15 protein-coding genes and 2 tRNA genes are annotated in these 14,755 nt (G+C 66.4%); 10 read left to right on the forward strand and 7 right to left on the reverse strand.

What is annotated here, in order from left to right:
- The first annotated feature begins 81 nt into the window (after positions 1–81).
- The 4 genes from BXU08_RS20030 to BXU08_RS20035 all read left to right on the forward strand — a co-directional run bounded on the left by BXU08_RS20030 (position 82) and on the right by BXU08_RS20035 (position 1,382).
- Positions 82–234 (forward strand): hypothetical protein, encoded by a 153-nt coding sequence (locus BXU08_RS20030; RefSeq protein ID WP_171982484.1) that lies wholly within the window; start codon positions 82–84, stop codon positions 232–234.
- Between the two features lie 336 nt (positions 235–570).
- Positions 571–783, forward strand: coding sequence for a cold-shock protein (locus BXU08_RS09750; protein ID WP_077509887.1), 213 nt, complete (start codon positions 571–573; stop codon positions 781–783).
- A gap of 77 nt (positions 784–860) precedes the next feature.
- Positions 861–1,073, forward strand: coding sequence for a hypothetical protein (locus BXU08_RS09755; RefSeq protein WP_077509888.1), 213 nt, complete (start codon positions 861–863; stop codon positions 1,071–1,073).
- A 132-nt stretch (positions 1,074–1,205) separates the two neighbouring features.
- Positions 1,206–1,382, forward strand: coding sequence for a hypothetical protein (locus tag BXU08_RS20035; protein WP_171982485.1), 177 nt, complete (start codon positions 1,206–1,208; stop codon positions 1,380–1,382).
- Here the strand turns inward: BXU08_RS20035 and BXU08_RS09760 are convergent.
- The 3 genes from BXU08_RS09760 to cpdR form a co-directional block, all read right to left on the reverse strand.
- Positions 1,369–2,310 carry a class I SAM-dependent methyltransferase gene (locus BXU08_RS09760; RefSeq protein WP_077509889.1) on the reverse strand — a complete coding sequence of 314 codons (942 nt, stop codon included), beginning with the start codon at positions 2,308–2,310 and terminating at the stop codon, positions 1,369–1,371. The two genes, BXU08_RS20035 and BXU08_RS09760, sit on opposite strands and share 14 nt — an antisense overlap.
- Positions 2,311–2,370: 60 nt before the next feature.
- A tRNA-Val gene (locus tag BXU08_RS09765) sits at positions 2,371–2,445 on the reverse strand.
- A gap of 61 nt (positions 2,446–2,506) precedes the next feature.
- Positions 2,507–2,881, reverse strand: a complete 375-nt coding sequence (gene cpdR, locus BXU08_RS09770; RefSeq protein ID WP_077509890.1) for a cell cycle two-component system response regulator CpdR — start codon at positions 2,879–2,881, stop codon at positions 2,507–2,509.
- 113 nt (positions 2,882–2,994) lie between these two features.
- Here cpdR and BXU08_RS09775 point away from each other — a divergent pair, with 113 nt between their 5' ends.
- The 3 genes from BXU08_RS09775 (at position 2,995) to BXU08_RS09785 (ending at position 6,755) form a co-directional block, all read left to right on the forward strand.
- Complete coding sequence (locus BXU08_RS09775) at positions 2,995–3,840, forward strand: N-formylglutamate amidohydrolase (RefSeq protein WP_376787754.1); 846 nt, start codon at positions 2,995–2,997, stop codon at positions 3,838–3,840.
- A 234-nt stretch (positions 3,841–4,074) separates the two neighbouring features.
- Positions 4,075–5,772: a copper resistance system multicopper oxidase gene (locus BXU08_RS09780; RefSeq protein WP_077509891.1), complete on the forward strand. Its 1,698-nt coding sequence runs from the start codon at positions 4,075–4,077 to the stop codon at positions 5,770–5,772.
- Positions 5,769–6,755 (forward strand): copper resistance protein B, encoded by a 987-nt coding sequence (locus tag BXU08_RS09785; protein WP_077509892.1) that lies wholly within the window; start codon positions 5,769–5,771, stop codon positions 6,753–6,755. The genes BXU08_RS09780 and BXU08_RS09785 overlap by 4 nt, the downstream gene beginning before the upstream one ends.
- A gap of 149 nt (positions 6,756–6,904) precedes the next feature.
- Here BXU08_RS09785 and BXU08_RS09790 read toward each other — a convergent pair.
- Positions 6,905–6,980: transfer RNA gene (locus tag BXU08_RS09790), tRNA-Ala, on the reverse strand.
- A 223-nt stretch (positions 6,981–7,203) separates the two neighbouring features.
- Between BXU08_RS09790 and BXU08_RS09795 the strand changes: the two genes are divergently transcribed.
- On the forward strand, positions 7,204–8,097 hold the full coding sequence (locus BXU08_RS09795) for an SWFGD domain-containing protein (RefSeq protein ID WP_077509893.1): 894 nt from the start codon (positions 7,204–7,206) through the stop codon (positions 8,095–8,097).
- 62 nt (positions 8,098–8,159) lie between these two features.
- Here the strand turns inward: BXU08_RS09795 and murC are convergent, their stop codons facing one another.
- Positions 8,160–9,554: a UDP-N-acetylmuramate--L-alanine ligase gene (murC, locus tag BXU08_RS09800; protein WP_077509894.1), complete on the reverse strand. Its 1,395-nt coding sequence runs from the start codon at positions 9,552–9,554 to the stop codon at positions 8,160–8,162.
- A 155-nt stretch (positions 9,555–9,709) separates the two neighbouring features.
- Here murC and BXU08_RS09805 point away from each other — a divergent pair, with 155 nt between their 5' ends.
- Entirely contained in the window at positions 9,710–10,528 is an 819-nt protein-coding gene (locus BXU08_RS09805; RefSeq protein WP_077509895.1) for an LD-carboxypeptidase, read from the forward strand.
- 42 nt (positions 10,529–10,570) lie between these two features.
- Here the strand turns inward: BXU08_RS09805 and BXU08_RS09810 are convergent, their stop codons facing one another.
- The gene (locus BXU08_RS09810; RefSeq protein ID WP_077509896.1) at positions 10,571–11,602 is read right to left on the reverse strand and encodes a family 43 glycosylhydrolase; all 1,032 of its coding nucleotides are present in this window, start codon (positions 11,600–11,602) and stop codon (positions 10,571–10,573) included.
- Between the two features lie 170 nt (positions 11,603–11,772).
- On the opposite strand from BXU08_RS09810, the gene thrS reads away from it, so the two are divergent.
- Positions 11,773–13,770, forward strand: coding sequence for a threonine--tRNA ligase (gene thrS, locus BXU08_RS09815; RefSeq protein ID WP_376787779.1), 1,998 nt, complete (start codon positions 11,773–11,775; stop codon positions 13,768–13,770).
- 140 nt (positions 13,771–13,910) lie between these two features.
- On the opposite strand, the gene BXU08_RS09820 is transcribed toward thrS, so the two are convergent.
- A complete protein-coding gene (locus BXU08_RS09820) occupies positions 13,911–14,750 on the reverse strand; it encodes a TorF family putative porin (RefSeq protein ID WP_077509897.1) in 840 nt (279 codons plus the stop codon).
- Positions 14,751–14,755: the final 5 nt, after the last annotated feature.

Here is a 14,755-nt window from a genome sequence, read left to right on the forward strand (position 1 = left end):
TGGCCGCAGTGCATCTCCGCATCCGGCATTCCGCCGGTCGCTTCGGTCCAGGACGGTACGACAACCCCAACAGGATATAGAATGAACTTTTTTACCAATATCGAAGACACCCAGATTACCCGCGGCGCGCGCAAGGCGTTCGACGCATTCATCCCCGTTCACCGTCGCCTCTTCCCGATCGAGCCGTGCCCGCGCGAAGTCGCCCGCGCCGCCGTTCGCGAAGTGCTCGGCTGAACCAGCCCATCAGGGCGCGGCTGACGCCGTGCCCTGCACCGGGGCATGCACGGCATGCTCCGATCGGGCTGCAGAATTGTGCAAATATTCTTGCGGCCCCTCTAATTCAAAAGCGAATCCGCGGGAATCCCGCGAAGTTGAGCCTCAGAATTCCTACAAATCAGAGCGCCGCGGGCAGCCGATTTGTAATTTGAAGCCAAAGCGCCCATATAGGGGCTGCTACAGTCGCAATCAGACGGTCACTTGGGCGCTTTGCGGCTCCTTTTTTCCTTCTCCTCGCCTCCGCAGCACGAGGTCCGCCCGTACGGGGCGCGCCGACCATAGAAGGAATAAGTTATGACCCAGCAGGGCACCGTCAAGTTTTTCAACGCCGACAAGGGCTATGGCTTCATCGCCAGCGACAATGGCGGCCCGGACGCGTTCGTCCACATCACCGCGGTCGAGCGCGCTGGCCTCAGCACGCTGAACCAGAACCAGCGCGTGACCTATGATCTCGAGCCCGACAAGAAGGGCAAGATGGCCGCAGTCAACCTCCAGGCCGGCGAATAAGGAACGCCGCGGCGCCTCGCTCGTTTTGCGGGCGGGGCGCCGCGCTCCTCCTTCTTCCCTTCCCCTCGGAGCAAATCATGGCCGATCTCGTGAACACGTATCGCGCGCAGGCTGACAAGGCGCAGGCCGAGGCCGACAATGCGACGCTCGCCAATGTGCGCGAGCGCAACCAGCGCGCCGCCGACGCCTGGACCCAGATGGCCGAGCGCCAAGAGCGCACCGAGCGCGGCCGCGCCGTCCGCGAAGGCGCCGCACAGGCCCGCGCCGCCCTGGTCGGGGCACACGAATAACCCACGCCGGACTCGGCAATTCCTTGCGTCCATGCTAGGACGCGACTCACCAGCGGCAGCCTGTATTCCGTAAGCGCCGCTGGCTGAGAGACAGGACCGCGCTCCCGCTTACAGGATCTCCTGGAGCTTGCCATGGACCTTGAATATCTGAGTCGTCGGCACGCCGATGCCGTCGCCCGCGCCGCCGCCGCCGACTCGGCGCCCGCCCGCATCGCCCATCTCGGCATGGCCCGCGGCTACGCCACGCTCATCGCCGCCCGAAAGCGCACCATCCCTCCGGAACGCGTGCTGGACCCTAAAGCTTCGTGAACACCGCCGCGACGATGGCGATGCGATCGACTTCGACATAGGCCGGGCTGCCCAGCTCCTCGCCGAACACGTCCGGATCCAGCTCCCGATAGCGCAGGCTGCACCCCTGCGCCTCGGCAAGCCCCGCCAGCGCCCGCTGGAGCGCATCGTCGCCCCGGACGATCGCGCTGCCGGTATACAGCACCAGCCTGCCCCGCGGCGCCAGCCGGCGCACCGCCATCGACGCCATGTCCACCGAAACCTGCCCGCCCAGCATGCCCCCGCCGTCCCGGTAGGTCCGGGCACCTTCGTCGATGATGTAGGGCGGGTTTGCCAGCGCCAGATCGATGGGCGCGGCGATCGAATCGAGCGTATCGCTCTGCACCGCCCGGATCGCCACGCCCGCCGCCCGGGCATTGACCGCCGCCAGCCGCAACGCCGCCGGGTTGACGTCCGTCATCCACACTGCCGCATCCGGACAGAGCATCGCCGCCACCACCGCGCCGACCCCAGAACCCGTACCGATGTCGACGATCGTTGCCGCGGCCGGCAGATCTGCGTCGCGCAGCTCCGTTTCGATCAGGTCGGCGAAACGATAGCTGTCAGGACCGAAGAACACCGAATCCGGGGCGTCGGTGGGCCAGGCGGAGTGGGTGTAGAGTGTGCCCCTGAGCGAGGACACGCGAAACCTGCTGCAAAATCGCCCGTTTTCGATCTCCACGAGCGCTCCGGCGGCTTCCAGCAGCGCGAATATCTCCGCATCGATGCAGGCCGGCGCGAACGGCAGGCTCCAGCCCAATATGTCGGTCAGGTCGCACGCCGTGCGGCGGTCAGCCCTGGCCATCACCCGCGCATGCGTCGCAGGGGTCGGCGTGACGAAACGATAGCCGCGGCTTTGCAGCGCTTCGAGCAACCGCAGCAGCGCGGCGTTGGAATCGGAATCGGTCATCGAGTCACAGCCATAAAAAAAGCCCGCGGAGCCGAGAGGCTCAACGCGGGCTTCCTTTAATGGTGGGCGTGGCAAGGATTGAACTTGCGACCCCTGCGATGTCAACACAGTGCTCTACCACTGAGCTACACGCCCCCAAGGAGGGCGGGCTTTAGCGGGGCTTTTCGGCCCGCGCAAGCGCCCTCGAACGCTAAAATCAATTGAAGCCCGCATTCTCCGACTGGAACATGCGATCGACCTCCAAAACCAGGTCGCGCAGATGGAACGGCTTGGAGAGCACGCGCGCCTGCGGCACCTGCTTGCCGGCCTTGAGCGTCACCGCCGCGAAGCCGGTGATGAACATCACTCGCATCTCCGGCGCCATCTCGCTGGCGCGCTGCGCCAGTTCGATCCCGTCCATCTCGGGCATGACGATGTCGGTGAGCAGCAGATCGAACCGCTCGGCTTCGAGCAGTGGAATCGCTTCGGTGCCGCGATCGACGGCGCTGACCGCATATCCCGAGCGTTCGAGCGCTCGAGTGAGGTATTCCCGCATCACGCGGTCATCCTCGGCCAGCAAAATCCGGATCATCACTACCCCAACTAATCAGAGGCCTCATCCTATGCGCAAAGCCTTTAAAAATTTCCAGTGCGTTTACCGCCCAGCGATTGCTGACACGGCACGTCGTGCCTAGTCAGGGATCAGTGACGATCCTTTCCTCCTTCGTCCGCCACGGGCCGATCGAACCGCTCACCCCGGTCGTGCTGTCGGTGCCGCATGCCGGCCGCGACTATCCGCTGCCGCTGCGCTCGGCCATCCGCGTGCCGCTGACGGCGCTCAAGGGGCTGGAAGATCGCTATGCCGACGCACTGGCGCTAGACGCCCTCGGCGCAGAGACGATGTTCGTCGCGCACCGCGCGCGCGCCTGGATCGACCTCAACCGCGCCGAGGACGAGCGCGACCCGCGGCTCGACGAGGGCGCAGTCTCGCTGGGGCGCCCGCAATCGGCCAAGCTGCGCAGCGGCCTTGGCCTCGTTCCCCGCCGCGTCGGCACTTCGGGCGACATCTGGCAGCGCCGGCTTTCCGCGGACGAAGTCCAGATGCGGATCGAGAGCGATCACCGGCCCTATCATGCCGCGCTTTCAGCCGCGCTTGCCGCGGCGCGGGTGCGCTTCGGAGTCGCGGTGCTGATCGACATCCATTCGATGCCTGCGCTCGGCCCAGCTGAAAGCGCGCCGCGGCTCGTGCTGGGCGACCGGTTCGGCAAGTCCGCGGCGGGACGCTTCGCGAGCCGGATCGAAGGCGTGGCCCGCGCGCACGGCGTCGCCACCGCGGCGAACACACCCTATTCGGGCGGGCATATCCTCGAAAGGCACGGCGAACCGCGGCGCGGCGTGCATGCCGTCCAGCTAGAATTCGATCGCGGGCTGTATCTCGACGATGCGCTCGACGGACCGGGGCCCGGCCTTCCCGCCATCAGCCGGCTGCTGCGCGGCATCATCGACGCCGTCACCGACGAAGCGCTCCCCACCGCGCTCGCCGCGGAATGAGCAGATAAAAAAACCACCCCGTGCCGGAGCACGAGGTGGCCAAGGTTCAGGGAGGAGACACGCCCGAGGGCGTGCCGCACGGCGCGTGAAAGGGGGGACACGGCGCCGTACAGGAGTAGATATAGTTGAGCGGCCTGTTAGTTCAAGGCCTTGCGAGGAAGCGTGCGCCACAGAGGCCCAGATGATTTTCGCTCCGTTCTGGACAAGCTCTCCGCACCCTGAAAGACGGCCGTGATGTTTGGTTCGATCGATCGCCGCGGCGTGCTGCGCGGCGCCGCACTCGCCGGAGGCACCGCCGCGCTCGGGCGCTGGATGCCCGCCTGGGCACAGTCCATTTCCCCGGGGCTGGCCGCAGCACCCTCCCTTTCGGGCAACGACATCACCCTGCATGTCGCACACCAGATGCTGACCGTCGACGGCCGCCGCAGCCACGCCATCGCCGTCAATGGCACCGTCCCTGCCCCGCTGATCCGCTTGCGCGAAGGCCAGCAGGCGCAGTTGCATGTGGTCAACGATCTCGACGAGGAGACGTCCATTCATTGGCACGGGCTGATCCTGCCCTTCCAGATGGACGGCGTACCCGGCATTTCGTTCCCAGGCATCCCGGCGCGGACGCGCTTCACCTATCAATTTCCGGTCGTCCAGTCGGGCACCTATTGGTATCACAGCCATTCGGGGCTCCAGGAGCAGATGGGGCATTACGGACCGATCGTGATCGACCCCACCGGCCTCGATCCGGTCGCGTTCGACCGCGAGCATGTGATCGTGCTGTCGGATCACAGCCCGCTCCATCCGCACCAGATCTTCCTCAAGCTCAAGCAGCAGCCCGGCATCTTCAATCGCCAGCGCCAGACGCTCGCCGGGCAATTGGCAGGCAAGGACCAGTCGCCAAGGGATCGCCGCGAATGGGGCAATATGCGGATGGACCCCACCGACATCGCCGACGTGACGGGCGCGACCTATACCTATCTGGTCAACGGCCACGGCCCGCGCGACAATTGGACCGGGCTGTTCCGCCCCGGCGAGCGCGTGCGGCTGCGCATCGTCAATGCCTCGGCGATGACGATCTTCAATTTCCGCATTCCCGGCCTGCGGCTCAGCGTGGTGCAGGCTGACGGCCAGAACGTCCGCCCGGTCGAAGTCGACGAACTTCAGATCACCATCGCCGAAACCTATGACGTGATCGTCACGCCGACCGAGGAGCGCGCCTACACGATCGTCGCCGAATCGGTCGATCGATCGGGCATGGCGCGCGCGACGCTGGCGCCGCGTGCCGGGATGATCGCGGCGGTCCCGCCGCTGCGCCCGCGGCCGATCGCGACGATGAAGGACATGGGAATGGACATGTCCGGCATGAACCACGCTGGCATGGGCCACGACATGGCCATGCGCGACGGCGCCAATGCGCCGCAGGTGAGGCTCGGCCCCGGCGTCCAGACGATCGCACCGATGCCGGTCGACCGCACCGGAGACCCCGGACAGGGTCTCGACGATGTCGGTCACCGCGTCCTGACTTATCGCGACCTGGTCGCGCTGACGCCCAACCCCGATGTCCGCGCGCCGTCCCGCACGCTCGAGATCCACCTGACCGGCAACATGGAACGGTATATGTGGTCGTTCGACGGGGAGAAGCTCAGCGAAGTCCGCAAACCGATCGCCTTCACCACCGGCGAGCGCCTCCGCGTCACGCTGATCAACGACACGATGATGTCGCACCCGATCCATCTCCACGGCCATTTCTTCGAGCTGGTAACCGGCCATGGCGATCATTCGCCGCGCAAGCATACGGTCAACGTGCTGCCCGGCGGCAAGGTGAGTTGGGATGTCACTGCCGTCGCCGGCGACTGGGCGTTCCACTGCCATATGCTCTACCACATGCATGCCGGGATGATGCAGGTCCTCCGGGTGCGTCCGCTGGAGGATGCGGCATGAGGCTGCTCGCGCTGCTGCTCGGCCTTGCCCCGCTGATGTTTGCCGGCGCCGCATGCGCGCAGGACCATTCGATGCACGACATGCATGCCGCGCAGACGCCGCCGCCACAGACGTCCCCGCAACCCGATCCGCATGCCGGCCATGACATGTCGACGATGGAGGCCCCGGTGCAACCCACCGACCCGCATGCGAGTCATGCCATGCCCGGCGCGCCCGGACCGGCGAGCGGCACCGACCTGCCCGCCGGTACCGCCCCCGCGCCGCCCCCTGCGGTCGACCGCGCAGCGGATCGCTATTGGGGCGTCGATGCGATGGCGCAGGCGGAACGCAAGCTGCGGCGCGAACATGGCGGCGGGCGCTGGCATCGGATGCTGTTCGATCTGGCCGAAGTGCAGGTCCGCGACGGACGCGACGGCTATCGCTGGGACGCCGAGGCCTGGATCGGCGGCGACATCGACCGCCTCGTCGTCAAGACCGAAGGCAGCGGCGATTTCGGCGGCGGGATCGACGATGCCGAAATCCAGGCGCTATACGGTCGCGCGCTCGATCCCTGGTGGAACGTCGAGGCAGGCATCCGCCAGGATCTCGGCCCCGGCAGGCGCGCCACCTATGCCGCGCTCGGCGTCGAGGGCATGGCGCCCTACTGGCTCGGGCTCGAAGGCGGGTTGTTCCTGTCGACCAACGGTGACCTGCTCGCCCGGATCCAGGGTGCGTATGATCAGCGGATCACCCAGGATCTGGTGCTCCAGCCGCGCGCCGAAGCCAATCTTGCCGCCCAGGACGTGCCGCAAGACCGCATCGGCGCCGGCCTGTCCAATATCGAACTGGGGCTGCGCCTCCGCTACGAACGGGCCCGCGCATTCGCGCCCTATCTGGGCGTGTCGTGGGATCGCAGACTCGGGAGAACCGCGACCCAGGCGCGTCGCCGCGGCGAGGACATCGGCGGCGCGAGCTTCGTCGCGGGTATTCGAAGCTGGTTCTAGCGCTGCCCGCGAGCGGCGCACGCTCGCAGTCGCGACCGAATCGATGGCGTCCATCGCGCGTAGTGGGTCCACGGACTCATCCTGCGCTGCGCTGCACTTCCGCATAGCCTTTACGGACTTCTCGGCGACCAGCTGAAATCAAAGGCGGCTGGTGGAGCTGAGGGGAATCGAACCCCTGACCTCTGCAGTGCGATTGCAGCGCTCTCCCATCTGAGCTACAGCCCCGCCGCCGACACCCGGTCGCCCGGGAGGCGCATCATTTAGCGAGCCGCGAACCTCGACGCAACCGGGTTGGAAGGCACGCGGGGCCTCCCCGCGCCACTCGACCGGGCGCTCTCAAATACGATGAAATGCGGAACCGAAGCCGCGCCTCGCACGCTGAATTGGCGTCGGGCACGCAGCGGTCTCACGCTTGCGGGCCCCTGTCCAAAGTACAGGAGAGACTCACATGGACGACCGCAACCGCCGCTACGGACAGCGCGATTATTATGGCGGCCGCAGCCCGCAGGAATACCCGCAGGACTATGGTTCGGGCCGTGACTATGCCGGCCGGACCGGCCGACCGCGCGGCGATTATGGCAGCCGCGGATGGCGCGACGACGACGCCGGCGACCGCAGCCAATATCCGGACTATGACCGCGCCAGGGTAACCGATTATCATCGCTCGGCCGGCGCCGAGCACGGCTATCGCGGGCAGGATCGCCACCGCGGCCATGATCGCAGCCGGGACCGCTATGACGAGGATCGCGGCTTCCTCGATCGCGCCGGCGACGAGATCCGCTCATGGTTCGGCGACGAGGATGCCGAGCGCCGCCGCGAGCGCGACCAGCGCTACGACGCCCAGACCGGCCGCGACGAGCGCAGCTTTGGCGGCGTCGGCGACGGCCAATACCAGTCGTGGCGCCGCCAGCGCATCGCCGAGCTCGACCGCGACTATGACGAATATCAGCGCGAGAATTCGCAGCGCTTCCACAACGAGTTCACCAGCTGGCGCGGCGAACGGCAGACCCAGCGCGACTCGCTGCACCGCGTCAACGAGCATATGGAAGTGCTCGGATCGGACGGCAGCCATGTCGGCGTAGTCGACAAGATCCGCGGCGATCGCATCCTGCTGACCAAGAGCGACAGCGACGCCGGTGGGCATCATCATTCGATTCCGTCGCGCTGGATCCAGTCGGTCGACGACAAGGTGACGCTGCGCAAGACCGCCGACGAAGCGAAGGCCCATTGGCGCGACGAGGAGCGATCGGGCGCGCTGTTCGGCGAACGCAGCCGCGACGACGACCGGCAGGCCTGGTCGAGCGCGGGCAACCTCAACCGCAGCTTTTCGGGCACCTATTGAGCCCGACATATTGTCATGAGCAACCTGGCCCGGGGAGCGATCCCCGGGCCTTTTTTACAAGGCTAGCGGGCGAGCTGGCCCACCATGTCCTGCGCCAGCAGGCTCAGCGTGTCGTCGCGCGCGCCCATCAGGACGATGCGGTCGCCCGGCCGCGCCTGCGCCACCAGATGCGCCGCGGCCGCCTCGCGTTCGGGGATGTGGCGTGCCTGCTTCCCGGTGGCGGCGATCTCCGCGACGATGTCGGCGCTGGTCACTTCGCGGTTGACGGTGCCGCCCTGATAGACCGGGTCGGGCAGGACCAGCAGATCGTCGGCGCCGAGCTTCGACGCGAACATTGCGACCAGCGCTTCGCGCATCACCTTGAGCGGGCCATAGCCGTGCGGCTGGAACATCAGCAGCAGCCGGCCGGGAAAGGCGTGGAGCGTATCGAGCGTCGCCGCGATCTTGTCCGGATTGTGCCCGAAATCGTCGATCACCGCGACGCCGTTGGCGTCGCCGACAAGCTCGAAGCGCCGCTTGAGCCCGGTGAACCCCGCGATCGCGCGGACCGCGTCGTCGAGCGGGACGCCGGCCGCCTGTACCGCACCAAGCGCGGCGAGCGCGTTCGAGACATTGTGCCGCCCGGGCACCTGGAGCGTCACCCGCACCGATTCCGCACCGGCTTCCAGCGTGAACGCCGCGCCGAAGCGCTGCTGCTCGATATCGCGCGCCACCAGATCGGCCGCGCCGTCGATCGCAAAGGTCGTCAGCCGATCGGCGGGCAGCGTCATCGCCAGCGCCGCGCCTTCGCCATTGTCGAGGTTGACCACTGCCTTGCCCGCCTTGGCGATGAAGGCGCCGAACAGCTCGATCAGCTGCGCCATCGGCATGTGATCGAGGCTGACATTGTTGAGCACCGCGACCCTGGGCCGATAGAGCGCGATCGATCCGTCGCTCTCGTCGACTTCGCTGACGTACGAATCCCCCGCGCCGACCAGCGCGCTCGCGAAGGGCGCCTGCGGCGAGACGAAGTTCTTCATCACCGCACCGTTCATCACCGTGGGATCGCGGCCGACTGCGTGGAGGATCCAGCCGATCATCCCGGTCACGGTCGATTTGCCGCTGGTCCCCGCCACGCCGATCGACAGCGGCGCGGCGTTGAACAGCTGGGCGTTCAATTCGGCGCGCGTCATCCGCGCATTGCCGAGTTCGGCGGCACGAACCATGTCGGGCACGCTCGCCTCGATCGCTGCAGACGCGACGACGATCTGATCGGGCGAGGCGATGCCGCTGCCGTCCTGCGGGAACAGCGCGGCGCCGCGGCGCTTGAGGTCGTCGAACTTGGCGGGCAGCCGGCCGGCGTCGAGGCTTCGGTCCGATCCGGCGACTTTGGCGCCCTGCCCGGCCAGGATCATCGCCAGCGGCATCATGCCGGAGCCACCGATGCCGACGAAGAAGTAAGGTTTGCCGTGCTGCATGGCGTCCGGCTATCGGCAATCCACTGGCCAAGGGCAAGCCACCCATTCACTTCGTTCGTACTGACCTTGTCGAGGCACCGGTTTGTCCTCTACCTGCTGGCCGAGACCAGGACGGCCCTTCGACAAGCTCGGGGCGAACGGGGAATTGGGCGAGCATGCGTATCGGAGTGGTAGCACCCGCAAGGCCGGTCAGCCGCGAAGGCTCGCTGCGGATGGCGGCGTTCATGGCGCTGACCTATCCCGACCACGACATCGTCTTCCACGAGCAATGCTATTACGAATCCGGCCACTTCGCCGGCACCGACGAGCAGCGCGCCGCCGCCTTCCTCGAATATGCCAACGACCCCGCCTTCGACGCGATCTGGTTCGCGCGCGGCGGCTATGGCTCGAACCGCATCCTCGACATGGTGATGCCGCAGCTGGGCGCTGCCGCCGGCCGCAAGACCTATATGGGCTTCTCCGACATGGGCTTCCTGCTCGGCGCCCTTTACGCCCGCCGCATCGGTCGTCCGGTCCACGCCTCGATGGCGAGCAGCCTCGGCAAGGACGACACCGGCGAGGCCGCGGGCTGGGCGCTGGGCTGGCTGATCGACAAGGACCGCCGCGCGCTGGAGCCGAGCCTGGCCGATGGCCGCCCCGCCGCCGCGTTCAACCTGGCGATCCTGACTGCGATGATCGGCACCAAATGGCTGCCCGACCTCACCGATCACGTGCTGATGATCGAGGAAGTCGATGAGCCGCTCTACCGGATCGACCGCATGCTCTTCCAGATGGCGCATTCCACCCAGCTCAAGGGAATCGCCGGGGTGCGGCTCGGCGCAGTCACTTCGATCGCAGATAACGGCAACGACTTTGGCGAGACGATCGAGCAGATCATCACCCGCTGGTGCCGCGACATGAAGGTCCCTTATCTCGGCCGCGCCGAGATCGGCCATGTCGAACTGAACCGCGTGGTGCCGTTCGGGCTGGGCTGACGCATCAAGTTCCCCTCCCTGCCCGCAGGGAGGGGAGTTTGGCTAGCGCACCACCCCGTTCGCCACCGGTACCCCGAAGTCCGGCGTGCCGTCCTTGCGATACTGCACCGGCTGCACCCGCGCATGGCGATTGGGATCAAACAGCGGGTTGCCCTTGATCTCGCGATAGTCGCGGCCGTGATAGACGAGCAGGTCACGGCCTTTCTCGTCGACGACGAAGCTGTTGTGCCCGGGACCGAATACCTGGTTCGCCTCCGAAGTGGCGAACACAGGGACGGGCGACTTGGTCCAGGACTTCGGATCCATGATGTTTGCATCTGCGTCGGCAGTGAGCAGCCCCATGCAATAGCGCGCATCGGTGGCGCTCGCCGAATAAGTCAGGAACAGCTTGCCGTTTCGCGCCAGCAGCGCCGGGCCTTCGGCGACCTTGTAGCCCTGCACTTCCCAATCGAGCGTCGGCACGGTCAGGCGCGCGGGGGGCGCGGCGAGCGTGGTCGGGGTTTTCAACGGCGCGAGATAGAGGTTGCTGTTGGTCTCGATCCCCGGCTCCTTCTGCGCCCAGCAAATATAGCGCACGCCCTTGTGCTCGAAGATCGTGCTGTCGAGGGTGAAGGTGTCCCACGGCGTCTCGAACTGGCCGAGCAGCGACCAGTCGGCAGTCAGCGGGTTCGCGCCCTTGCCCTGGAGCACATAGGTTCTGATATGGAACTTGTCGTCGCCATCGCCCGCGGCGAAATAGACATGCCAGGCGCCGTCGAAATGATGAATCTCGGGCGCCCAGATATAGCCGGCCAGCTTGCCGCTCGCCGGGCGCTGCCACAGCACCGTCTCCGGCGCGTCCTTCAGTCCTGCGATCGTCTTCGCGCGGCGCAGGACGATGCGGTCATATTCGGGAACCGATCCGGTGAAGTAGAACCAGCCGCCATGGCGCAGGATCTGCGGGTCGGCGCGCTGGAGCACGAGGGGGTTTTCGATCTTCGCCTCCTTGGGCTGCGCGGCCGCCGGCACGGCGGCGGCAAGGGTGAGCGCCGCGCTGCCGACGATCAGTTCGCGTCGATTTAGGTTCTGGTTCATGTCCCCGTGTGAACCCGATCGCACCGCGCCGCGCAAGTCCAATCATCAGACTATTGCCCCCATTTGCGTGATCGTGATGGCTCTTGGGCGATGCCTTGCCTATATCGCGCCTGCGCGGGCATAAGCCGCGCTCCAAATCACTCCTTTCGAAAGCCAATCCCGTGTCCGAGATGTTCCGTATCACGCTGCCCGACGGTTCCGTCCGTGAGGTAGCCCCGGGGACTACCCCGGCGGACATCGCCGCGGCGATCGGTCCGGGCCTCGCCAAGGCCGCCATCGCTGCGCGCGTCGATGGCGAGCTGCGCGACATCGGCCGCCCGTTCGAAGGCGATTCGCAGCTCGCATTGGTCACCGCCAAGAACGAGGCGGATGCGCTCGAGCTGGCGCGCCACGACTATGCGCACATCCTGGCGGAAGCGGTGCAGAAGCTGTTTCCGGACACGCAGATCACCTTCGGCCCATCGACCGATGACGGCTTCTACTACGACTTCGCCCCCAAGGACCGCCCCTTCACCGAGGAGGACCTGCCGGCGATCGAAGCCGAGATGCGCAAGATCATCGCCGCGGATGAGCCCCTCATCCGCGAAGTCTGGTCGCGCGCCGACCTGATCGCGCGCTGGACCGCACAGGGCGAGAGCTTCAAGGCCGAATGGGCGCACGAGCTTCCAGAAGGCGAGGAACTGACTGTCTATCGCGCCGGCAAGGGCGAAGATGCGTGGCTCGACATGTGCCGCGGGCCGCATCTGGCCTCGACCGGCAAAGTCGATCCCAACGCGTTCAAGCTGACGCGCGTGTCGGGCGCGTACTGGCGCGGCGACCAGAAGAACGCGATGCTCAGCCGCATCTACGGCACCGGCTGGCTCAACAAGAAGCAGCTCGACGAGCATCTCCACCGGCTCGAAGAGGCTGCCAAGCGCGACCACCGCAAGCTCGGCCAGGAGATGGACCTGTTCCACCTCCAGGCCGAAGCGCATGGCAGCGTCTTCTGGCACCCGAACGGCTTCACCATCTGGCGCGCGCTCGAAGCCTATATGCGCCGCGCGATCGACGCCGCGGGCTATCAGGAAGTGAAGACGCCGCAGGTGATGGACGCGCGCCAATGGGAGCAGTCCGGCCATTGGGGCAAATATCGCGAGAACATGTTCGTCATCCCCGACGAAGTGCCCAATGTCGACGACGAGGGTCCGATCGTCTCCGACGACGCGCAGTGGATGGCGCTCAAGCCGATGAACTGCCCGGCGCACATCCTGATCTTCCGCCAGGGGATCAAATCGTACCGCGACCTGCCGCTGCGCCTGTACGAGAATGGCTGCTGCCACCGCAACGAGCCGCATGGCGCGCTGCACGGGCTGATGCGCGTCCGCCAGTTTACTCAGGACGACGCGCACATCTTCTGCCGCGAAGACCAGATCGTCGACGAAGTGCAGGCATTCTGCCGCCTCGCCGACCGTATCTATCGTGACTTCGGCTTCACCTATTCGATCAAGCTGGCGCTGCGCCCCGACAAGCGCTTCGGCACCGAGGAGATGTGGGACCAGGCCGAGACCGAGCTGCGCGATGCGGTAGTCCGCGCCGGCCTCGCCACCGAGGAATATGGCTGGGAAGAGCTGCCCGGCGAAGGCGCCTTCTACGCCCCCAAGCTGGAGTGGCACCTCACCGACGCGATCGGTCGCACCTGGCAGGTCGGCACGATCCAGTCGGACCGGGTGCTGCCCGAGCGCCTCGACGCAAGCTATGTCGGCGAGGATGGCGAGCGCCACCGCCCGGTGATGCTCCACCGCGCGATCTTCGGCTCGTATGAGCGCTTCATCGGCATCCTGATCGAGCATTTCGCCGGCAAGCTGCCGGTGTGGCTGGCGCCGACCCAGGCCGTGGTCGCGACGATCGTGTCGGACGCTGACGAATACGCGCTACAGGTGACCGAGAAGCTGCGCGCGGCGGGCATTCGCGTCGAGACCGACCTGCGCAACGAGAAGATCAACTACAAGGTGCGCGAGCATTCGGTGGCGAAGGTGCCGAACCTGCTGGTGGTCGGCAAGCGCGAGGCCGAGGAGGGCACCGTGGCGCTGCGCGTTCTGGGCTCCCAAGGGCAGCAGATGCTGACGCTGGATGAAGCGGTGGCCAAACTGATCGAAGAGGCGACCGCGCCGGATTTGCGCTCGGCCTGAGCAACGCCTTCCGTTCGTTTCGAGCGTAGTCGAGAAACGTTGGCTGGGCGCGTGGCCGCTTCTCGACTTCGCTCGAAGCGAACGGGGGGTGGTGCATACACCTGTAATCCCCCCTCCCTGAAAGGGAGGGGGGTTGGAGGTCAGAACGCAGCGCTCAGCGAGAACACGACCTGGCTGCCCGAAATGCTCGACCCGTCCTTGGTCGACGAGAAATTGGGCAGCAGATACGCCGCATCGGCATTGCTGATGTCAGTGTCGGTATAGGCGACACCCAGCACCAGCGGCGTGCCCGCGATCGCGAGATCGGCGCCGAGCATCCAGTCCCAATATTTGCCGGTCGGCGCGATGCTTGTGCCGTTCGGGCCCAGCCCCGCATTGCCGTCCGAATAGCCGAGATGGCCCTTCAGCGTCACCGGCGTGTTGGGGATGGCCGAGCTGATGTCGCCCCAGAGGTAGAGATTGTCTTCCTTGTCGCCCGGATCGTTATACACGCCTGCGACAGCGTCAGCGCCGCTGAGATACCATTTGCCCAGCGCTTCCTGCGCCGGGGCATAGGCCACGCCCGCGAGCAGGCTGACCGGGCCCGCCGTGCCGCTCAGCTTGACGTACGGCTCGGCGAAATCGGTGATGTCTGCGCCGCCCGGATACATGTACCAGGTCACGCCGACGTCGAGCGTGCCGCCGCCGACCGGGAACTTGAAGCCGCCATAGATGTCGAGCTCTGTGTTCGAGCCGCCGAACGTGCCCCAGCCGGCGAGGTTCGACCCCCAGGTGCCGACATAGAAGCCGCTCTCATGACTGATCGAGACGCCGCCCTGCACCGCAAGCTCCTCGTCGGTCTGCGAGACGCCGCGGAAGCGATAGTCGGAGACGAGCGCGACGCTGCCGGAGACGGTGATCGCCTTGGGCGGCTCCTCGTCCTGCGCGAAGGCAGGCATGGCCGAGCAAAGCAGGATAGCAAGCGCAATAGGTGTTTTCATGGGAC

This window comes from Sphingomonas sp. LM7 (assembly GCF_002002925.1).
Classification (GTDB): Bacteria; Pseudomonadota; Alphaproteobacteria; order Sphingomonadales; family Sphingomonadaceae; genus Sphingomonas.